Genomic DNA, 20365 nt, shown 5'->3' on the forward strand with positions numbered 1-20365 from the left:
TTATTTGGATTCAAGGGCCTTTAATCTTTTATCTAAATTCGTGATATCAACGACCATTTGATTCAGGTTGATTTCGGCGCCTGTTTGATCGACTCTAATTTTTGATATCTTGATAAAATCTTCGCTACTGATCATGCCGTCATTGCTTTCATCAGCCAATACAACGGCGCCTGCTGCTATTTCCTTCGGATCATAACCATCTTCAAATAGAGTTTCTGGTCCTATTCTGACTTTTCCCGGCGCAAGCACCCCGGTCGCATAAGCTAGATTAAAAGAGACCGTTCCAGCTAGAGCCGATTCTTTGATTTTTCCGGTTTTTTGATCCACAAGCTTACTGACTGCTTTTGAGCTAGATGATAAACCTGCAATTGTATCTGTCCCTTTTTTCTTGATGGTCCCAAACGTAAATTTTGGAGATATATTCGGATTAGAATAACTAACTTTTTCAACCACCTTGAGTAAAACGTCCACACCTAATGGATCAAGCAAACAATAAGCATAATCAAGTCGATTGATATCATTTAAATTCATTTCCTCTAAGTCCTGCGCGGTTAAAGAAATGGAAATGTCCCAAGAATCATACAAAGCCTTTTTCAGTGCTTCTTTTAAGTCTGAGGCGTTTGTAATATCATCTGAATAAAATGGTTCTGCTTCTATGATTCCGTATTCTTCTGCGAGTGGGGATGTATAGTCGATGACCGCAGAATACCTTTCATCTCCTACTAGCTCCCTAAATGGTGTGATAATCCCGCCATCTAAAAGATAGTTAAAAGGAACAGTCCCTTTTTTCTTTGTGTTTGGATTGTCGGTGTCTTTTTTGAAAGTGGCTTTCACTGTATACTCTTTGCTATCCATTCCCCTTGCGACTTCAATCACTTTTTCTTCCTTTTCTTTTGCGTAGGTGGTAATGGTTTTGTTGGACCCGCCGACGTTAAAGACCCATTTGCCCCCCATCGGATGAACAATCGTTTTAAAACTAAAGCCTGTACCTTGAAACTTGAAGCTGAATGTCGCTCCTATTTCTTTGGTTACAGGCTTATTGTCAGAATCGTTAATTTCATATTTTCCTGTTTTTGATTCATAGGGAATGGCTTTAGCTGTCGATGTATCTTTTTGCTCTTTTTGTTTCCCGTACCCCTTGATATAAGTCACAAATTTGCTGGCGTCTAAATCTTCTCCAATATCTGATATGTTGAATTGATGAAGAAACTGTTTGTCGGTCACTGTGCCAAGTTTAGCTCCTATATAGACAGTGTTTTGTGCATAGTCAAATTCAGCGCCTAAATCAGCTATGATTCGCTGAAAGAGTGCCAACTTATTATCTGACCCAAAATCATCATATTTTAGCGTCTCAGGCAGTTCAGAAAGGTTCAAGATGTATTTATACCCCGTACCCTTAAACACCATATCAAGCAAATAGAATGGGCTAAAATCGCCTTTGTAAGATTCATAGATTCGTCTGCATTTCAAATCATCGAAAAAACGGTGGTCATTTGTACAATCAATTTTCACTAGATTTCCAACCACTCTACGGCCACGCTTGGTGATAATATATTCTTCGTCTTTATAAACGAAATAATTCCTTTGCTTAATTAAGTCAAAGCCGTGCTTGTTGTCTTCTGTTCTCACGCCTGAAACAGCTACTGATTTTGCCCCCTGTTCTCCCTCAGTCAAAGTGACTGAAAATCCAAACAAAGGTTCAACAATCCCTTTTTTATCTTTGATCATTAATAGCTCCGAGTCCATTACATTTCCACCCCCTATACATACCAAAAATGAAAATCAAATGATGTTTCTATTGCTCCTGATGTCCCTTTGATTTCAATGTCATTCCAACCGGGTGCTAATGTTATTCTTTTTCGATTGGTTTCCGCGAAAATACTAATCCCATTTTTCAAATGCCTAATGCCAGCAAGGTGCAATTCATCATTCGCTTTCGTTGTTCCTTTATACGTAAACAGATCCCCTGTCGTAGAATTAATGATCTGAAGGTTTGAGGATGCACCTTTAAAAACGATATCAAGTGGCATTTCTCTCGGGTCTACCTGTACACCGCCGTTAAAAATGCGGAAACGTTTTGATTTGCTCTTATATGTCAAAGGTTCAGTTACAAGCCCCTGCCATTCGGTATTTTCAAAGTCGATAGCCGGATAAGTGCGCCCGATGGATCTGCACCAAGGTTTAGATGATTTGAAATTGATAGTGAATTTCCCTGTACTCAAGTCCACAAATTCAGGAGTGAATGTGCTATCAACCTTTACGAACCATACCTTTCCCGGACTTCTGCTATCCACTAGGCCCATTTCTTCTTTCGTTGTAAATAAAGTCATAAGCTCATCAATGAATAAGACAAGATCGACATGATCGTTTGCGCGAATCAGAAAATCTGCTGTCAAATCGCGTCCTTCCCATGTGGTACCTGCTGGGATCATTCCGTTTTTTCCTTCTACTGATTCGTATTCATTTTTTACAGAAAGGGAAGATTTGCGAAAACTGAGTACATCAAGACCCACTGACCGGGTGTCAATCCATTTTCCGTCTTTAAATATCGATAAATGCATCTACCTCACCCCTTGATTCCTAAGCGCCGATCAATAGCGTCACCGATCATCGTGTCGATGTGCTCGAACTGAATCTTAGTCAGTTCATAACCATCAATAATAACTGGTGTGGGTTTAATTTGTGCGGCAGGGACAGACACGTTTATGTTATTGCTGGTTGCTTGCGGAACGGCGGGTGCAGCTGCTTCCTGTAAAGCTAATGATGCCCTATTGACCTTTGCTTGTGATTGTCTTAAACCAACTTCCAGACCAGCACCAATGTGCTTCCCTACATCATCACGCATAAGTCTTGATGGACTTTTAATCTTGAAAAAGTTCGTGAAACCTTCTTTGATATTACTGCCGATTTCGGTCACTTTATCCCACACAGCACCTGCCATTGATCCGATACCATCGATCAAACCTTGGATAATGTCTTTTCCAATTTGCACTAGGTCGATTCCCTCAAAGAATTTTACAATATTATCCCAGATCGTTTGTGCCGTCTTCTTGATACTTTCCCAAGCGCCTTCCCAATCACCTTGTAAAAGTTTTAAGATTGTTTGAATGATGCCTAGTACAAGGGTTATGGCCGTTCCGACAATGAGCTTAATTGTTTCCCATACCACACGAGTTACTGTCTGGATAACAAACCAAGCGCCTTGAATGATAGGCAAAATAACTGCCATTGCAATTTGAATAATGCTTACGATTGTGTTAAAAACTGTGGACACAATGGCCATGATCTGTTGTCCATTTTCATTCCAAAATTCCATGATTTGAGTCAAGATACCACTGATAAACGTGTAAATTTCCGTGAATACTGTCATAATAATGCCCCAGATAAACGAAAGAACGGTCGATACAACTTGTTGAATCGCTGTCCAGATTTCTAAAACCTTCTCACGAAAGGCTTCATTCTGTTGAAATAGCGTGACAAACACAGTGATGAGAATGCCGATAACAGCAATGATTGCAGCTACAACCCCAACCACTGCCAAAATAGGAGATAACAAAGCGCCAATGGAAATGCCCGCTGTGGCTGCGGCAGCTGTAAGGGCAACAAATATCGGATATAGAGCAAGGACAGCGCCTGCCAAAATACCTAATACTGTCGTAACAGCTACGATCGTTGCAGCAACACCGGGATTATTAGACGCCCAGTCCGCAAAAGCCTTGACGACTTGAGCAATAATGGATAACACTGGTTGTAAGGCAACAAGGAGATCGGCGAAAGCCTGTTGCAATTCGATCATAGGATCACTGTCCCATTCCGACATCGCTTCTTTCAGATCATTGGTTCCTTCTTTAAGATCCACCTGCTTTTTTTCTGCATTTAAAATCGTGTCAATGATTTTGGTGCCTTGGTCTTCCCACATAGTTCCAAACATTTTGACGCCAAGTTGATTTCGTGCAGCAGCATCATCCACTTTCGAAAGCGCTTTTGTAGCTTCTAGCATTGCTACTTGACCTTTTTCGCCTCCCTTTGCAATAGCTACGCCCCATTCTTCGAACTTATCAATGCTTAGTCCAGCAGCGTCAATTATTTGCCTTGTCGCTTTGTCTGTACCTGCACCGAATTCAGCCATCTTGATCCGGCCTTCTTTTAGCCCGTCTAAAAGGTTGTCGATGTTCCATGTTTTCGTATCAACACCAGCTGCCATAATTGCTTGTATTTCTTGCGCTGTATATCCTGCTTGTGCCATCTGATCGCCGTACTCTGAAATGATATCCAGCTGTTCAGGAGGAAAACCCGTTTTAAGCAACGTGTTCATGAGTCCTAGCGCTTCCTCATTGGTGATACCTAGCGTTGCTCCAACCTCATTGGCTTCCTGAATCAATTCATTAAAATCAATTCCTCCAAATGTAGACGCCATCGTCGCGGCCATTTTCACAACAGATGCATTTGTCTCGTCCGATGCGTTCTTGTTAAGCGCCCACTGTCTTCTCACGCCTTCGAGTGCCGCTTCTGCATCTACGCCGTAAGCCTCTACAGTTTTAATGGCTTCAAATACTGACTGTTTAGATGACTCTGGGACTTCGAAAGAAATGTCAATCTTCGTTTCCAGATTAGATGTGTCTAGCGCTTTATCAACAGCACCTGAAATACCGCCTCCAGCAAGCAACGCGCCTGCAACGTTTTCGATGCCGTAATCAAGTTCATCAAGTGCATTTCTTGTATCATCTGCTTGAGATTCAAGACGCTGAAGCTCCTGACGTACCTGCTGGATTGAGCTTCCACTATCCATGCTTCTTAAAGTAGAACGTAAACGTTCAAGATCAACATTGGAGCCTAATGCCTGCCTGCCAATACGTTGCAATGCATGTTCCATGTCACGACTAGTGGCCGTTCCATTATTAATCGCATTGACGAGTCTTTGGCCGATAGCGTTAGCGTAATCTTCTACAGATGATTCAGTCGCATCAAAAAGACGAGTTAAATCCCTTTGTCCTTCTGCGGCTCTTTGCTGTTCCCTATCCATGTCTTGAAGTGCAGTTTCAAAGCGCTGCATGGTGCGGGCAGTGTCCGCCAACTCCCTTTGAAAGGCCCTATACTGTTCTTCTTTTATGTCGCCTCTTTCAAATTGTTGTTGCACCTGCGCTTCTGCGGCTTTCAATTGATCGAGTTTCTTTCTTGTGTTCTCAACGGAGTCGCTTAAAAGCTTCTGTTTTTGTGCAAGTAGTGCCGTATTGTTCGGATCGAATTTAAGTAACTTTTCCACGTCTTTCAGTTCTGTTTGTAGGGACCTGCTTTGCTTATTAACATCTTTCAACGCCTTGTCTAGTCCTGTTGTTTCTGCGCCTAATTCAATCGTGATCCCTTTGATACGGCTTTTTCCTGCCATGCTTCTTCTCACCTCATTTCATTTAGAATTTGTCGAAGTCGTCTTGATTTGCTTTTCTAACTTTAGCTTTCTTTTTCTTCTTCGGATTTGTCATTTCTACATACTCATCAACGTAATCAAGACACATCCCTATTGTCATATCCTCAAGATCCGCCCTTGTAAGCTTGCATTTATAACAAAGAGCAAGAAACTGTTCTGTAGAAAGCTGAGATTCAGACGTTCCTTGCTCTTCGTTATTTACTTTTTTTTAGACTGTAAATTAGCTATCAATAATTCTTGCAGTTCGCCAAACACTTCGATAATTGGAAACTGATCGAATGTCTCAAGCCATTTTTCAGGTTCAGGGATGGTCTGATCAGCCGTCTTAGCGAAAGTCCATGTGATGTTGTATAAGACCTCGAAATCAATTTTTTCCATCGCGGATGAATCGATATTTTCAAAGTCTTGGATATTCTTCAAAACGCTTAGCTTTAATATTTCTGATAGAAAATCTTTGCCAAACTGTAACTTGTATTTTAAAGGTGTCGCTCCATTTGTTTTAAAACGGATTTCTTTTCCGTCAATGATCACTGTCTTTTCCATTACTCATTTCCTCCCGGCTCAGTAGAACTGACCTGCCCTTTTACATACACCTTTTCGAACCATGTATTGTATACCGCATCTGTGGTGCTTCCTGTTGTTTTCGTTTTGACAATCGGCCGTTGATTTATTTGTAACGGGCTGGCGATGTACGTTAACTCTGATGTACTTGGCTCGACTGAATCTGTTTTGGTAGCTGAGTTCACAGTAGGACGATTCGCCGTGCAGTTATAGAGAATGTGTCTTGTTGCTTTCACATCCCCATCAAATTCAAACAGCAGCGCAAACGGTTTTGGCTTTGCGTCGGAATACTCCGAGATTACCCCATCTACTTCGTCTTTTTCTTCGCCCAAACAATCGATCGCAAAGGATGTGGGAATGTCCGCAATGTTAAGTGTTCCCTCATATCCTTGGTTGTTAGGCGCGCTATAATACAGCATGTCATCTGCGTAAAATTCGACCATGTCGCCCCTTGGTTCATTAGACATTTCTACTGCGCCCGGAATAGGTTTCGGTTTACCAAAAGTGATCGTCCCATCCTCATTAATAGCATATTGTGAATAATGAACGTTCTTAAGACCGAAAGATACTTTATTCTCTCCCATTTATATCAACTCCACTTCATACGTAATTTTAAAAACTTCCTGTGATTCCACATAAATCTCGTTCTTTTGAAAAGGGATATTCGCTTCATCCAGAAGCTTTTTTATAAGTGCTTCTGTTTCTAAGTCTTTTTTGCTTGTATACAGTTCAATATCAACAGGTCTGATCTCGTGGTACGTTTTATTATCTGCGCTGAAATTGTTCGTCTCCGTCTCTACATACGTGATGAAAGGCGGCGCAGGCGCTGGATTTGATTCAGATACTTTAAAATGAGAATAAGCCACAGGTAATCCCGTGGCTTTCAGCAATTTATAAAGTTTTTCAAGACTCATCCTCTTAAAATCCTTTCAACATCAGATGTGAATTTCTCAATCACTTCTGTTTCTACTGGTGCGATATGAACGCGCGGCGACGTTCGGCCGCCTCCGACATTTGCATGTCCTTTTTCAAGAAGGTGCGTTAACTGATATTGGGTTGCGTTGTGGATGACGAATGTTTTGTTTTGCTTCTTGACTCGCCATCCTTTTGCATATTCTCCAGTGTCCTTTGGGCTGGTTTGTTTCAGCTTATTTGCTCCTTCTTTTGCTACTGCTTTTTGAGCGTCTTCTATCTGTTCTTTGACCTCCGACGTATATGCCTGTAGCTGCTTGGCTATTTCATTTGCTAGATTGTTTATGCTAGTCACCCTGCACGCACCTCGCAGTATAATTCGATTTTTTCATCCGGCTTTTCATACGTTCGGTAAATGTGATACACCTTGTTTTTATAAGACACTTTCAGCTCTTCTTGGTAATCGAATTTATGCATTTCGAAAACATGAGCTGCCTTTTTCCCACTGATCCCAGCCTGAAAAAACTCATTCTGGGGAACCGATTTTCTTTCGCAGAACACTTGGCGCCGCTTTTCTACCTCGATTAATTGTCCTAGCTCGTCTTCTTCTGGTGAAGAAGTTGTGATCAGTTCAATGACTTCACTGAACATTGTAATCACCCGCCAATGCTAAATGATTTTTGAGCATTTCATAAGATTTCTGGTATTTTTCTGAATCAACTTGTGATAAGCCAAAATGGGCCTTGCAATAGGTGATCACTGCTCTTTTGATAAGAGGATCATCTTCACTGCCTGCTTTATCAGAAGATACGCCAGACTGCACCAAGTCCATTCTGGCTGCATCAATAAGATCTCTGATCTCATCATCTAACAGATCATGAGAGACTCGCAAAGCGCGTTTGACGGATTCAAACATCTTTTGTACCCTTTTTTATCTCTTTCTTTTTCTTATTGCTTTTTTGCGATTTCAGCTTTTGTTCTGGTTGTGCTGTTGTCATCTCTTCTTCCGGCTCTTCTGTTATGTCTGCTTCATGATGTGATGATTCCTCAATTCTTTTTTGAGAAATCAAAAAGGCGATTCTCTCCTTATCTTCACTCAGGAAAGTATCGCCTTTTTCGTAGCGTGTCTTTGTTGTTTTATCTCTAAATGGATTGATGACTGTAAACATCGCTTAAGCCTCCTTATTCTCTTTTTTATCAGATTTCGTCTGTTAGAATAGCAAATGCCGTTTCGTCAATGACACCGCCGTCAACAATCGCATATCCCACGTAATCCGTTTTACGATGTCTAGCGTGATCTTCTGTCACAATAGAAATATCTTGGTTGACGTTTGCTTTGTACCCTTCGGAAAGATTAGCGATCAAGATATCACCTTCGTCAATTGAAGCATCAGCTTTGACTGTTCGTCCGAAAATACGACCAACACCACCGCTTGTTACATCAGGAATGAATAATGGGCGCCCCATTTGGTCTAGTAGATTCGCTAGAACATTCCAGATTGTTTTGTTGTTCGCATAAATCGTCACACCATTTGCGTAAGTGGAACGAATTTTAGACATTGCAGACGTTAAGTTTTTATACCCCAAGTCTGTATACACTTCAATTTGAGGTGTATTTGTTTGTGCCGCAAGTGCCGTGCGGATGCCCTGTGGTTCTGGTTTAAATGTATCTGTAGCAGCTGGCTGACCTTTCCCTTTGAATACTGCGTATGAAAGTGCTTTTCCTAGGAGCGTTGCTAACTCGCGCTGAATATATGGTACGAGTTCCTCAATTGCCATCGATTTTAATTTCCACGAAACACTCACAGATCTTGAAAGCTCACAGCCCGTCAGATTCAATTCACCAAACTTCATTTCTGTTTCTTCTGTTTCTGTTTCCTCGTCATACCATTCTTCTGTACTAGAAGCACCTAGACCCTTCTTATATGACAGGTTCCCTTTGATGCGTGTACTTGTTACATCATCCCATAGCGGGTGATCTTCTTCGATTTGCTTCCAGATGCCAGCTGCTACAGTATCAGGGATTAAAATGCCTGTGTTCTCAGTCGTGTGCGTAAACGCTGCCTGAAACTCGTTGTTTACTCTATTAAAAACTTCAAGCTCTTTTTCATTTAATTTATCCCCTCGTAAATCTTTGGCCCATGCGTTTAAATATTCTTTAGATGCACTCAGCTTTTCATTTTTCGGATCTTGTTCACCTAATGAAGCGAGTTTTTGTCCCTGCTTTACACCTGCATTAATGTCTCTGGCAGATGAAAGCAGATTGGCTTGTGTATTTAATGAATGAGCTTCATCATCTTTCATAAACATAATTTCGGCTTTCAGGTCATTTTTCAAATCTTCTAATTCTGCTTTGGCCTTCTCAGCTTCATCAAATTTTTTAGCTTTGACAAAGTCCTTTCCTTCTTTTTCCTTCGCTTCGATTGCTGCTTGAATTTCTTTAATTCTATCCATGTCGTATTCCTCCCGTTATTTTAAAATGTAAACATATATTCGGCTGATCTGTCCTTTGACTGCGGGGCCATTAATGCTTTTGGCGGATGTTTAAATTCTTTATACATGTCAGAAAGACAGGCTACTGCCTCGACTGCGTCAGATAGTCTGACGTTGAAATATTGTGAAGCCTCTTCGCCTGTTAGCCATGTTTCTTCTGAAAGCATTTTTCTGATCTGTTCCTCAGTTATACCTTCGCGGGCATTCTCCATATAAATAGACACTACACCTGTTTCGACTGTGTCCAAGACTTCTGCCTGTGTTCTCAAATAGTCTGCATTACCAGAAACATTAGCCCACGGTTTGTGGATCATGTAATAGGCGTTTGCAGGAATATAAGTTTCATCTCCTGCAAGGGCAATGATCGAAGCGATAGAGGCTGCTATTCCATCAACGTAAACCCTTTTATAGCCTTGATGACGTTTGATCATGTTGTAAATTGCAATCCCAGCAAATACTGATCCGCCACCACTATTGATGTATATATTCAGATCCTTTCCTTTCGCTGAATCCAAGAAATTTTTCACTGATTCAGGGTATTGGTCTGTTTCATCCCATGAACCCCACCAGGAGGAAACGATATCACCATAAAAAAACAGATCAGCGCTCGTTTCCGTCATGTTCTTCAGTTCCAGTATTTTCGTCAGGTTGTCCGCTGGCATCTTTTTCACCTCCTTCATCATTTCCCTGCTGGCGCTCATCGCTTACTGGTACAGTATCAAGACGTCTTACATATTCGTTTCCACCTTCTATAGGTGGCATATTGAATATTTTTAGAACATCATTTGCACAGAAGATTCCTCGATCGACCAGCTGCACAAGATTGAGTTTCGTACTCATCGATGCGTATTGAAGTGTCGTTGATTCAAATACAATAGAGTTTCCAAATCCTCTTTCACGTCTTGAAAATAGCTTTCTCGTATACTCATTTGACATTTGCATCGCAAACGGCTCTATTTCTGCCTCATAATAGGAATTCCATTCATCTTCTGTGTACGTACTCATGATTATTTTTTCATTTGTACCAAAGAAAGCCTGTACTCGTTTTACCGACCCCGCGATTTGCTTATCATCAGGGACATAACTTTGATCTTTAACTTGCGTTGCGTCAAATTTCGCATCTGTCGCAGCTGCACCGCCCATGTTTGAATCGATAGAAAGATATTGTTCTGTAAAATCTTTCGTTTGCTGTTTCATGTCTTCCGGTCGTAGTGTTGAATTGAATTTTAATATCCACTTGATGACGGCCGAATTTTTGACAGCTGATACCATTCCTTGGTCAACAGTAGAAATGACATTCATGAGAGGAAGAAGAGCATCTCTGGGATGATCCCCGAAAATATCGTTACCGTTAAAATCATTTCTCAGATGAATGATATGTTTGTATGGAATGGTTTGAGTTTTTCCGTTACTAAATTGGAATTTTAGAAACAAATTGTGTTGGTTGTCTTCAACAGCTTCAACAGATGAGCAAGGGACGGGCCATAGCTCGCTTAACATGTTATTGTCGAATTTCATGTATATAAACGCGTTATTGTTGAGTTTAAGATGTGTGGCGATCTTTTCTTGCATCATTTGGCCGCTCATAAGAGGATTGGGCTCTTCCAATAAAAAGCGAATGTTCACATTCGGATTGATCTTAAAAGCCCCACTCTGCTTGTTATCTAAAATATGCTTTGCTACCATCTTTCCAGCTGCTTTAGCAAATGGTCGGATACATGCCCTGACAATGTCAGATTTATATAAATTGCCACCAAACGAATAAAACCCATTCCCGTTATCGCTAATCATTTCTAAACGGTGTGTGACATTAGATGACTTTTTTGGGAATAACCAATCGAAAAGGCCCATAAATGATTTCTCACCTCCTTAAATCAAGTTCATATAGTCGTTTCGCTTCTCCTGAAGCACGACATATGCATTTAATAGGGCAGCCGTTCCATCAATTCGGCGCCTTTGATTATTTGTCTTGTCAGGCTGTATGTTCAGGTTTTTATCAATGTCAATCGCAGTATTACTTAAACACCACTTATCAATCGGATTGTTATTGTAATTGACTATTTTATTTTCAAGGTCTGCCCCTAATAATTTCATTGGACTGGATAACGTTTGCTTTCCTTGAGCAACAGGGATCATGGCCTCTTTACCGAAAAAGCCTTGCATTTCCTCAACCCAATACTTTGCAGACCACCTATCATAGCCGATCCACGGCAAATAGATGTCATATTCATTCTGAATTTCAACAAACCATTCCGTCACATATTTATAATGCACACTATTTCCCGGTGTAGTTCTCAGGAGACCATTTTCATGCCAAAGGTCGTACCGAATTTTATCTTCAACGACTCTTTTTTCAAGCAAGTCTTCTGGAAGCCAATACATTTGTTTTACATAGATATGCGGATCTCCTGTGACCATAAAAATAACCTTAGCTGCGGTCAAATCCGTTGTACTGGATAAATCGCAACCGCCTATTCCGTATCTAGGTTTTAATTCTGCTAGATCAAATGTGGCCGGGTTATTTAACTGCTCAAACGTAAGCCAAGCTTCTGTGGATGTATCCCTTACATTAAAATCCTTCGTCAATAAGTTTTTCACAAGCATTGGATTGGCTTTCGCTTTGTTCACTTTTGTTTGTAATGTATCCAATTTCTTAATTGTGCCAAGACCCGGATTGGCTTTCTTCCAGTTTTTTTCGTCTGTCCATTCTGCCCGTTTATCAAGCTCATAAATGATTGGCAAGAATCGGTCGTCTTTATATCCATCAGGATCACCAATACCATTCAGCAGCATTTCTGCTTCGTCATATTTCATGTCGTAAACAGCTTCTCTAACGGTTCCGGCGGTCGTGATCATCAGTATCAAGGGTTGTTCCCTTGATGACGTTCCGTCTACGATGACATCATAAAGATTCTTATCTTTCCAAGCATGGATTTCATCGAGAGAGGCACCATGTACGTTTAAGCCGTCAAGCGTATCAGAATCAGATCCAACAGGCTTAAATGAACTATCATTGAAGTCTGAAATGATTTCTTTTACTAAGGTTTTCATTCTTTTAGCAAGCGCAGGCGACTTTTTAACCATTCGTTTTGCTTCCAGCCAAACGATTTTTGCTTGGCTTTCTTTTGTTGCTACTGCATAAACCTCCGCGCCACCTTCACCATCCGCAATTTGAAGGTATAAACACACACCCGACGAAAGAGTAGACTTTCCGTTTTTACGGGCAACGACCAAAAAGACCTCACGATGCTTTCGTGTGCCGTCAACTTTGTGTATAAAACCAAATATCGCCGCAAGCCCTGCCTTTTGCCAAAGCTCAAGATCGATCGGTTCACCCGCCCATTTCCCTTTCGAATGCTTACAAAAGTTTTCGATGAATTCAATTGCATGGTTTGCGCGTTCTGCGCTGTATTCATACTCGGAATCTTGATCGAAGACATCCGCCGCAAGCTTTTGATAGATTTTTCTTACCTTGATCCCTACAACTTCTTCGCCGCTTTCAATCTTTGACCAATACTCCAAAATAGGATTATATGAGACCGGGTATTTTTTCATCGACTGTTCACGAAGGCTTCGAAACCGTCGTCTTCCGTTTTCACTTCTTTTTGTGGTTTAGGGATATAATCGCCCAGCTGCTTCATGATTGACTGGTAGTTTTTATTCATCTGAATGTATCGTCTCGCCTGTGGACGTTCTCTTTCATACGGTATTTGGTCTTCTGATTGACTAAACCATTCATCATAACCGTTTTCGTCCAAGTCTTTTCGAATGTCTTCTAATCGTACACGCATCTCAGCAGCTTCAACTATCAATCCTTCTGCAACTGCCATCGCTTCTTTCGGCATTTCCTTGAATACTTTCTTTAATCGCGATATTTCTTTTTTGACTCTGTCTTCTTTCGTTAACTCTTTCTTTTTCGCCATTTATCACACCTCTCTTTTCTTGTCAATGGGGTGGGGGGTCACGTGAAATGACCTGTGTATTTTTCGAAGGCTTCTCGTCGGTCTTCATTGATGCCCTATTTCTTTTTTAGAACGGGGGGCCTTCCCTTTTAATTAAATTTCCAAGCTCATCAAACATCACACCTTCAACAGTTGGACTATTTTTTAAATAATGTTCATGTTGGTGACATGTTGCACACAATAGCTCAAGCATGTCATGGTTCAAGGTGATGTCTGGATCATTAATGTTGTATGGTGTTAGATACTCTTTGTGATGGACAATGCTTCCGGGTTCCCTACATCTTTCACACAGACCTTGTCTTGATTGGATGTATGATGCTCTACACTTCTTCCACCGACTACTATTGTAGAAACTCTTGGCGAACTCCTTGGCCATCTATTTATCTTCCAGCGCTTTCACTTCTAATGCATTAGTACGTAAATCTACATCAAGCACTCTGACTTCAGTGCCAGAGCCTAGAACCGCAATACCAGATGTCATCGCCTGTTTTAATTCCTCGCGAATCTCTTCTTTCTTTTTATCATTGAGATTAGATGCTGTCGTAGCAACAATGATATGCATGTTGAAACACTCCTTTATTATTTGATCTAAGCCGCCCCTGTTTGTTAGCCGCCATTTGATATTGAAAACAGACAGGAACGCTTTACATCGAATAGGAAAAGCACCATCCTATTGGACAGTGCTTTCAGTCTTACTTTTTCTTTTGAAGAATGTACACGCCTCGTTCTTTGTCCCAAACAAGATCATCTTTTGTTGGCAGTTCATTCAATGCTTTTCCACGTTTATACTGTGTTCTATTTACGGCGGGATACTTACTTGTGATATCTGCCGTTTGTAAGTTGATATAAGTAGAACCAAATTCATCGGGTCCAGACGATTCCCAATTGAAATCTATATTGGCTCTTTCTTTTAATGATTCACCTTTATGAATTACCTCAGGAATAGAATTTATATCTTTCAATGTAATTTGTAGCAAAGGAGGATCTTCAAATGTCTGAGGCTCAAGATTCTCTGCTTCTTCTTTGGTCATTAATTTAAGGATGCCTAGTTCCTTAGTATATTCGATGCCGTGTTCAATCTTTCGCCGTTCTTCGTATGGAACATACTTCTCGCCAGCCTTCAACGTGCTTCTGTCAAGTAAGAACCCGGATACCGTTACGCCCTTATCTCTTAATATAGTAATGGTTTTTTCCTGTACACCTTCATCAACCAGCACAGTTGATAAATGAGTTGATCTTTCCGCAGCAGTCTCCCCTATAATCTTCAAACTCGGATATTTTCTGGTATAGCTATCAAGCAGTAAATCCATGACCACAATCGGTAATTCTTTAATTGTGGCTAGATGTACAAGCGCTGCTGTTTTCCCTATTCTCCTTGTCTTAGCACTTGTCACAATCAAAGTCTTTTTAGTTAATGCCTCAGCCAGTTGGTCAAAGATGCTTCTATAAGATAAGTTTAAATACATTTTCCACACTCTCCTCATAATAAAAGCACCTATCACACAGACAGGCGCTTCTCATTTATTCCGCAAAATCATTCAGAAAGACCATTCGCAAGCATATCAATTATGCGTTCTTGCGCATCTTTGAAAGACATATCCTCGGCATCATAGAATGTATACTCTGATTTAATCACGTATCCCTTGTGTTTGATTTCAGCATTCACAACGATATAAGGAACACGCTTAACCTGTTTAAAGTAATCTGATCCTTGATATATTTCCTCAGTTTCTTGCACACGCTGCTCCATAGATTTCACAGTAATTTCTACCACAGATAACACCCCCATATAAAAAAGCGACCTCCGCAATGGAAGCCGCTCTCAATTTATCACCTAATACCATCTTAACCGCTCTCAGGCAAAATGCTTTGCCAAGATCGTGCCAAAAGTGTGCCATTTAGAATGATCTTTTATTGTTCTTACCCGAATATATTAGTCAACCATTGGTTAGTTAGTTTTGTACCTAAATTTAAAATCTCTGAAAGTGGTACCTGACTAATTTTTTCACCCAAATGTTGTTTCATTTTTTTATACACGGTATCATTCCTTAAACTATCCAAAAGATCGTGGCCCTGATTTGTAAGATTTCTAGCTTCCCACCAGAAATATTGATCAAGTTGCTTATCTTTACCTTCTATCATTCCAGCTTCATATAATATTTTAATATGATAGCTAACTAATGTATCGTCTACACCTTCTATATTCAAACTTTTCCAGTGTGCAGGTGACTCATCTTCTTCTAATTTTATCAATATCTTGCGAATTATATCCATGTTCCTTTTAATCGCAAACACCCCTTCTTCATATACAGTTATTTACGAACAAAAAAGCGACCTCTATCAGAAGCCGCTTATGTATTTTCTTAAATATCTTTTGTGATAGCTTTAACCATCAAAATCACCACCCTGTAATTTTATTCTAATTATACCAGTTGTGCATCATAATAAACCATAATCCACACTACTCTATTTCACTACACCATAACATATAGTGTGTTGTACTCCCGTAATTGCTGAAATCCTTGTCACATAAAGGTTTCTCTAAATCCCTTTAATGACTGCACTCTTTGATATTTTTTGGTGCAGATATATCTAAAAAAATTATATCTTAAACTTCATCATTGCGGAATCCATGTTGTCTTGGTTAATTCCAATGTATCTCAATGTGATATCCGGGCTGGCATGATTGAATATTTCTTGCAGCATGGCCACATCTTTTGTCTGTTTATAAAAATGGTAGCCGAAGGTCTTCCTTAATGTGTGCGTGCCTATTTCAGTAATGTTCACTTGTTCAGCAGCTTCTCTAAGAATGCGATATGCCACCGATCTATCTATAGCTTTGTTTTCCCCTTGCCTGCTTTTGATCACGTATGAACCGTCTTTAAGGTCCTTAGCATACGCAATCAATTCATTTCTAACTGATGGCGGTATACGAATTCTCTTTTGCTTCTTCGTTTTTGTTTCTCTGAGGACCAGATGTGTTTTCAGCAAATCTTCCTTTTTGATCTTAAGGATATCAGATATCCTTAAGCCGGTACTGATCCCTAATATGAATAATATATAATTTCTTCTATTTTTCCTTTTTAAATAAGCCTTCATTTGCTCCACCTTTTCAAAGTCTCTTATCGGCTGAACGAAATTCATGACTTGCCCCCCTTGTACACTTCTTCTCTAAGTGCGAAGGCTAAACGGTAAAAGGCTTTATTCTTGAATCGGTAATAGTTCCTCTGGCTTAGACCCATTTCTGCATAGATTTCATAATCAAACATTTCTTCATTCTGCATATAGAGCATTACCAAGATGCGGCGCTCTTTTTGCGTAAGACGATTAATGCCCCTTTCGATTCGCTTCATGTATTTTTCCCGTTCGATCTCCCAATCCATTTTTTTAAGTGCTGCATCTTCCGTAGAAGAATGAAACTGATTGGAAAAACTCGGCGGTGTAATGGTATATGTTGTTGTGATTTTTGGGAGGAAGTCTTCTGGCGTTTGAAGCCTTAACATCTTATACTTATCTAGCATTCTTTCCATCTTTTCTCTAGTTTTTTCCTCGTCGATTTGAGGGATATCTAAATTCATTTGACCTGTTTGTTCGTTTGGATTCTTATCATTTTTATTAGTCATCCCAATCACTCCTTTTATTTTCTGCGCATGGCCCCGCCTTTGGCTCTTTTCAAGCGTTGCATGTTTTGCCCCATCAACTCTCTTAAATCTCTGTCAGTGAGCTTCTGCGTGTTCTTTTTAGGCTTTTCTTTCTTCATGGCTGCTCCTTTCCGACAAATAAAAAACGGACACCAACCAGCACCCTTAAAAGGTGTTGATCAGTGTCCGCAGGCTCTCCGTCTTGGACTTATTTAGTTAAAATAATTCTCAATTTCTTGATACTCGTATTCTCTGTTTCCGTAGTTTTCGTGAATATAATCTTGTAAGACAGCATCAGGAGTGTCAGTTCTGTTTACATCGTATCTAACACCAAAGACAAAGCTGTCCATTCCCTTAACCTTGACATGGTATGCGACTTTACGTTCGTTACTTTCGTTCATTTAAAGACCTCCGCTTGGACTTATTAAATTGTATCTATGAAAATATGTCCCCAATCATCGTCACTCTCGTCATAGTTGCTTTGTATGAAAAAATAACAATCTATTTTATCTTTAGACTCAAACAATGTTTCGTCTGTTCTTTTGTCATACACTCTATATTGATTCATTCCGCTACCTCCGCTTGGACTTATTTAGTTACGTTCTCAAAATGATACCGGAGGCAATCAAAGGCAACACTTACATCCGATTCGTATCTGGTACCTTCTGCAATCCTCCAAAGCATTTCAAGCATATTGTCTTGGCATTCATTAAGACTTTTAGATACTTGAACTTTAGATAATGATTCGATGATGCGCTCTTTTTTGTTTTTCTGATTCATTTTTGCACCATCCTATCGGACATTGAATTTAACGGATTCAAAGGTCCCAATATATTTTTTCTTTGCTGAATCAGTGTAGCAGTCCAGCTGGATAACATATGTTCCTTTACCGGTACGCTTGCGAATTTCGCTGACACTAAACGACTTTAGAGGCGTTGACGCTTTGAAGCTGCCCCTTTGTACAAGGTTCGTATCTGTTAAGCCGCCACCGCTTCGCTTTTTGTAAACTCCAGCGGTGTAATAAAGCGTACTAGATCGCTTCTTTTCCGCTCTCCAATCGACCGTTTTCGCTCCTGCATAGTAATTGGTGTCATCCGTAAAGACTCGTGCTTGATGACCATATCCCTCGGTTTGCCAGTTTGACCATACCGCTTGAGCAGACGGCGCATAAAGCACCGCCGCAATAATAATAGTTAGTGTGATTAGTAGTTTTTTCATAAAGAAACCTCCTTTACAATTTCGATAGCCTGGTCAAGTGGTAATCGTTTCAGATAACATTGATAACCAAGTTCAAGAGTGTGCACAGTTCCTTCGCTCAAGGCTTTATCTCGTTGTATTTCCTCTAGAGTTTTACCGTTATTTCTCATTTTCAAATAAACTTCAATCGTCATCTTCATTCACCCTCCGTTTTCAATTTGAACCCTAGTAAGAAAGCTAAATCGCGAACATCCCTAGCTTGAAATTCATATCTTAATGCAGTATCATCATGATATTTTTCCCATGAATTCAAATTCTTCTGGATTGCTTCGTGTTTTTGAATTGCTTCACGTTTTAATAACATATTAGTGTTAAAACTCGTCTGGAGAATGTTTTCTTGTATCTGATTATTTCGAACAAAAGCATCTATGACATAGTCTTTATCTACAACAATTTCAACATCAATTTCAGGTGACTTTGAAGCATATATCCCTTCGCTATTCCTTATTATTGTTTCACCTATTAAATTGATTTGAAATTCTTTGATTTCATTCATCGTGCTTCCTCCTTTAGTGACTCCATATCAACGTTTAAGACCTGTAGCATCCAAATAAGAGCGGCCATTCCGGCAACAGCTTCTTTATCCGCTCCGTTCGATTTCACGCCTCTTTCTCCAAAGTCGTTCATTCGTTCTATGATTTGCCGCTGTTGCTTTTTATTGAGTTTCAATATGCTTCCTCCAATAGATCAGGATCTTCATAAATGTTTCCGACAACTTCGATATGCTGATGTTTGTTGAAATACTCATGAGCATTCCAATTTCCGAACATGTAGCAGCCCCTATGCATACACACCTTTTGCATGATTGGATGAAGATCATTTCGCATTCGGAGTGAGCCTTGAACTATATCCCCTTCATAAATCTCATCACCTTTTGAATCTCTCAATCCGATAAACTGCATTTTGTGACAGCTGGGATAATAATCGAATTGATCACTAGCCTCGGCATAGTTTGGAATGGAATAAGGTATCCCCTCTGGTGTCAAACCTACTTCATAAACCATTTCGTGAGCATTCTCATCCCAAGCTCGGAATTTAATCTCTCGCATCAATATCCCTCCTGCTGCCGCTTATGATTGACGGCATTTTTGTCCATGTATGCTTGTTCTATTTGTTCAGGTGTGAAGCCGAGAGCTATTCCAAGTTCGTTAAATCGGTTGAAGATATTTCTATAGTAGTGAAACAACATGCCAGCATCTTCAAATCCCGTAATTAAGGACGACACACCTTTGAAAAGAGATAGAAACGCATTCACTCCGCTAACTTTCTTGACATTCCATTTCAAAATGTTCAAATTATAAATACTTGAAGAATAACCAATGTCATTACCGATGCTCAAGATAAAGTGTAAGCAGTCCACGTATTCTTCTAAGAGTGGGTTTTTAGTGCCTGTCGTTCCTTCTCCGTTGCATTCTTCACATTTGATGTATTCGTGTCCTCCGCTACCTTCTGCGTCCTCTGCGACCCTTGCGTAATTCATATCGCCAGTGCCTTTACAAAGAGAACACTCTATTTCTTTTTCCGTGCATGGCTGCTGGTCATTGCTCCAGAACTTAAAGCCTCGCCACTCGTTAGCGCATTCCGCTAGTTCAACTTGTAAAGCCAAGATAAGACCGGGCAGCAGGTCTTGACCTTCCAGCCCTTTTTCTCGGATGATTCGGCGGTCTAACTCCGCCTGCATTTCAAACATTTTTTGTAGGTTCATTTCGCTATCTCCTTTAGGTCTGCGTATTTGGCTATATGACCACATTTGTTTTCCCAAGTGTGAACACTCCCATGAAAACCATCTTCGGCATGATGTGTGAGTTGAGGCTCGCCCATTTCGCTACCACACGTAGGGCATTCCCAAAGCACATTCAATTTTTTGAATCCGACCAAGCAACCATATGAATCACGATCGGGAATAGTTATTTTTTTAAGATTCATTTCGCGTCCTCCTGAATATCCTTTTTGATAACTTTTAAGAAGAGTGTCGCTGTATCTTTAACGTCCACTTTGTCAAAGCATGTTCTTTCATCTGTGTCGCAAAGAGGTATTTTTAATTGCATGTTTGATTGTTCATAGATTTTATACGCACCGGTTTTTCTATTGCATACTACACATGGCTTTCTTTC

Annotated in this window: 33 protein-coding genes; all 33 read right to left on the bottom strand. The window is 40.2% G+C overall.

The features are described from left to right. Positions 1 to 1746 (bottom strand): phage tail protein, encoded by a 1746-nt coding sequence (locus C5695_RS13880; protein WP_117731228.1) that lies wholly within the window; start codon positions 1744 to 1746, stop codon positions 1 to 3. A gap of 14 nt (positions 1747 to 1760) precedes the next feature. Beyond that, positions 1761 to 2561, bottom strand: a complete 801-nt coding sequence (locus tag C5695_RS13885) for a phage tail family protein (RefSeq protein WP_117731229.1) — start codon at positions 2559 to 2561, stop codon at positions 1761 to 1763. A 5-nt stretch (positions 2562 to 2566) separates the two neighbouring features. Continuing rightward, positions 2567 to 5386, bottom strand: coding sequence for a hypothetical protein (locus C5695_RS13890; RefSeq protein ID WP_117731230.1), 2820 nt, complete (start codon positions 5384 to 5386; stop codon positions 2567 to 2569). Between the two features lie 237 nt (positions 5387 to 5623). Further along, positions 5624 to 5968, bottom strand: a complete 345-nt coding sequence (locus C5695_RS13895; RefSeq protein WP_117731231.1) for a hypothetical protein — start codon at positions 5966 to 5968, stop codon at positions 5624 to 5626. Beyond that, a complete protein-coding gene (locus C5695_RS13900; protein WP_117731232.1) occupies positions 5968 to 6570 on the bottom strand; it encodes a major tail protein in 603 nt (200 codons plus the stop codon). The genes C5695_RS13895 and C5695_RS13900 overlap by 1 nt, the downstream gene beginning before the upstream one ends. Further along, entirely contained in the window at positions 6571 to 6900 is a 330-nt protein-coding gene (locus C5695_RS13905; RefSeq protein WP_117731233.1) for a hypothetical protein, read from the bottom strand. Beyond that, entirely contained in the window at positions 6897 to 7253 is a 357-nt protein-coding gene (locus C5695_RS13910) for an HK97 gp10 family phage protein (protein ID WP_117731234.1), read from the bottom strand. Before C5695_RS13910 ends, C5695_RS13905 begins: the two co-directional genes overlap by 4 nt. Continuing rightward, entirely contained in the window at positions 7250 to 7549 is a 300-nt protein-coding gene (locus tag C5695_RS13915) for a phage head closure protein (RefSeq protein ID WP_117731235.1), read from the bottom strand. Before C5695_RS13915 ends, C5695_RS13910 begins: the two co-directional genes overlap by 4 nt. Then, positions 7539 to 7814, bottom strand: a complete 276-nt coding sequence (locus C5695_RS13920) for a head-tail connector protein (RefSeq protein WP_117731236.1) — start codon at positions 7812 to 7814, stop codon at positions 7539 to 7541. Before C5695_RS13920 ends, C5695_RS13915 begins: the two co-directional genes overlap by 11 nt. Continuing rightward, positions 7807 to 8067, bottom strand: coding sequence for a hypothetical protein (locus C5695_RS13925; RefSeq protein WP_117731237.1), 261 nt, complete (start codon positions 8065 to 8067; stop codon positions 7807 to 7809). Before C5695_RS13925 ends, C5695_RS13920 begins: the two co-directional genes overlap by 8 nt. 28 nt (positions 8068 to 8095) lie before the next feature. Further along, positions 8096 to 9352 carry a phage major capsid protein gene (locus C5695_RS13930; RefSeq protein WP_117731238.1) on the bottom strand — a complete coding sequence of 419 codons (1257 nt, stop codon included), beginning with the start codon at positions 9350 to 9352 and terminating at the stop codon, positions 8096 to 8098. Between the two features lie 20 nt (positions 9353 to 9372). Beyond that, positions 9373 to 10053, bottom strand: coding sequence for a head maturation protease, ClpP-related (locus C5695_RS13935; RefSeq protein WP_117731239.1), 681 nt, complete (start codon positions 10051 to 10053; stop codon positions 9373 to 9375). Next, the gene (locus C5695_RS13940) at positions 9992 to 11242 is read right to left on the bottom strand and encodes a phage portal protein (RefSeq protein WP_117731240.1); all 1251 of its coding nucleotides are present in this window, start codon (positions 11240 to 11242) and stop codon (positions 9992 to 9994) included. Before C5695_RS13940 ends, C5695_RS13935 begins: the two co-directional genes overlap by 62 nt. Before the next feature lie 18 nt (positions 11243 to 11260). Next, complete coding sequence (locus C5695_RS13945) at positions 11261 to 12946, bottom strand: terminase large subunit (protein WP_117731241.1); 1686 nt, start codon at positions 12944 to 12946, stop codon at positions 11261 to 11263. Then, the gene (locus tag C5695_RS13950) at positions 12943 to 13314 is read right to left on the bottom strand and encodes a hypothetical protein (protein ID WP_117731242.1); all 372 of its coding nucleotides are present in this window, start codon (positions 13312 to 13314) and stop codon (positions 12943 to 12945) included. The genes C5695_RS13945 and C5695_RS13950 overlap by 4 nt, the downstream gene beginning before the upstream one ends. Before the next feature lie 106 nt (positions 13315 to 13420). Next, on the bottom strand, positions 13421 to 13729 hold the full coding sequence (locus tag C5695_RS13955; RefSeq protein ID WP_117731243.1) for an HNH endonuclease: 309 nt from the start codon (positions 13727 to 13729) through the stop codon (positions 13421 to 13423). Beyond that, the gene (locus tag C5695_RS13960; protein WP_117731244.1) at positions 13730 to 13915 is read right to left on the bottom strand and encodes a hypothetical protein; all 186 of its coding nucleotides are present in this window, start codon (positions 13913 to 13915) and stop codon (positions 13730 to 13732) included. 130 nt (positions 13916 to 14045) lie between these two features. Then, positions 14046 to 14819 carry a hypothetical protein gene (locus C5695_RS13965; RefSeq protein ID WP_117731245.1) on the bottom strand — a complete coding sequence of 258 codons (774 nt, stop codon included), beginning with the start codon at positions 14817 to 14819 and terminating at the stop codon, positions 14046 to 14048. Between the two features lie 68 nt (positions 14820 to 14887). Then, a complete protein-coding gene (locus C5695_RS13970) occupies positions 14888 to 15127 on the bottom strand; it encodes a hypothetical protein (protein WP_117733133.1) in 240 nt (79 codons plus the stop codon). A 146-nt stretch (positions 15128 to 15273) separates the two neighbouring features. After that, positions 15274 to 15648, bottom strand: coding sequence for a DUF2513 domain-containing protein (locus C5695_RS13975; protein ID WP_125482361.1), 375 nt, complete (start codon positions 15646 to 15648; stop codon positions 15274 to 15276). A gap of 306 nt (positions 15649 to 15954) precedes the next feature. Then, the gene (locus tag C5695_RS13980) at positions 15955 to 16497 is read right to left on the bottom strand and encodes a site-specific integrase (protein ID WP_057079030.1); all 543 of its coding nucleotides are present in this window, start codon (positions 16495 to 16497) and stop codon (positions 15955 to 15957) included. Beyond that, positions 16494 to 16976, bottom strand: a complete 483-nt coding sequence (locus C5695_RS13985; protein WP_187441843.1) for an ArpU family phage packaging/lysis transcriptional regulator — start codon at positions 16974 to 16976, stop codon at positions 16494 to 16496. The genes C5695_RS13980 and C5695_RS13985 overlap by 4 nt, the downstream gene beginning before the upstream one ends. Before the next feature lie 14 nt (positions 16977 to 16990). Continuing rightward, positions 16991 to 17113: a hypothetical protein gene (locus tag C5695_RS20845; RefSeq protein WP_260857579.1), complete on the bottom strand. Its 123-nt coding sequence runs from the start codon at positions 17111 to 17113 to the stop codon at positions 16991 to 16993. A gap of 93 nt (positions 17114 to 17206) precedes the next feature. Next, on the bottom strand, positions 17207 to 17395 hold the full coding sequence (locus C5695_RS13990; RefSeq protein WP_117731247.1) for a hypothetical protein: 189 nt from the start codon (positions 17393 to 17395) through the stop codon (positions 17207 to 17209). A gap of 23 nt (positions 17396 to 17418) precedes the next feature. Beyond that, positions 17419 to 17562: a hypothetical protein gene (locus C5695_RS20635; RefSeq protein ID WP_187441844.1), complete on the bottom strand. Its 144-nt coding sequence runs from the start codon at positions 17560 to 17562 to the stop codon at positions 17419 to 17421. A gap of 20 nt (positions 17563 to 17582) precedes the next feature. Beyond that, a complete protein-coding gene (locus C5695_RS20640) occupies positions 17583 to 17774 on the bottom strand; it encodes a hypothetical protein (protein WP_117731248.1) in 192 nt (63 codons plus the stop codon). A 12-nt stretch (positions 17775 to 17786) separates the two neighbouring features. Continuing rightward, on the bottom strand, positions 17787 to 18212 hold the full coding sequence (locus C5695_RS13995; protein WP_117731249.1) for a hypothetical protein: 426 nt from the start codon (positions 18210 to 18212) through the stop codon (positions 17787 to 17789). After that, positions 18209 to 18385 carry a hypothetical protein gene (locus tag C5695_RS20645; RefSeq protein WP_187441845.1) on the bottom strand — a complete coding sequence of 59 codons (177 nt, stop codon included), beginning with the start codon at positions 18383 to 18385 and terminating at the stop codon, positions 18209 to 18211. The genes C5695_RS13995 and C5695_RS20645 overlap by 4 nt, the downstream gene beginning before the upstream one ends. Positions 18386 to 18387: 2 nt before the next feature. Then, on the bottom strand, positions 18388 to 18747 hold the full coding sequence (locus tag C5695_RS14000; protein ID WP_117731251.1) for a hypothetical protein: 360 nt from the start codon (positions 18745 to 18747) through the stop codon (positions 18388 to 18390). After that, positions 18744 to 18920, bottom strand: coding sequence for a hypothetical protein (locus tag C5695_RS20650; protein WP_187441846.1), 177 nt, complete (start codon positions 18918 to 18920; stop codon positions 18744 to 18746). Before C5695_RS20650 ends, C5695_RS14000 begins: the two co-directional genes overlap by 4 nt. After that, positions 18917 to 19300 (bottom strand): YopX family protein, encoded by a 384-nt coding sequence (locus C5695_RS14005; RefSeq protein ID WP_117731252.1) that lies wholly within the window; start codon positions 19298 to 19300, stop codon positions 18917 to 18919. The genes C5695_RS20650 and C5695_RS14005 overlap by 4 nt, the downstream gene beginning before the upstream one ends. Then, positions 19300 to 19956 carry a dUTP diphosphatase gene (locus tag C5695_RS14010; RefSeq protein WP_117731253.1) on the bottom strand — a complete coding sequence of 219 codons (657 nt, stop codon included), beginning with the start codon at positions 19954 to 19956 and terminating at the stop codon, positions 19300 to 19302. Before C5695_RS14010 ends, C5695_RS14005 begins: the two co-directional genes overlap by 1 nt. Beyond that, the gene (locus C5695_RS14015; protein WP_117731254.1) at positions 19953 to 20177 is read right to left on the bottom strand and encodes a hypothetical protein; all 225 of its coding nucleotides are present in this window, start codon (positions 20175 to 20177) and stop codon (positions 19953 to 19955) included. Before C5695_RS14015 ends, C5695_RS14010 begins: the two co-directional genes overlap by 4 nt. Positions 20178 to 20365: the final 188 nt, after the last annotated feature.

It is taken from the genome of Bacillus pumilus (assembly GCF_003431975.1).
In the GTDB taxonomy this organism is placed as follows: domain Bacteria; phylum Bacillota; class Bacilli; order Bacillales; family Bacillaceae; genus Bacillus; species Bacillus pumilus_N.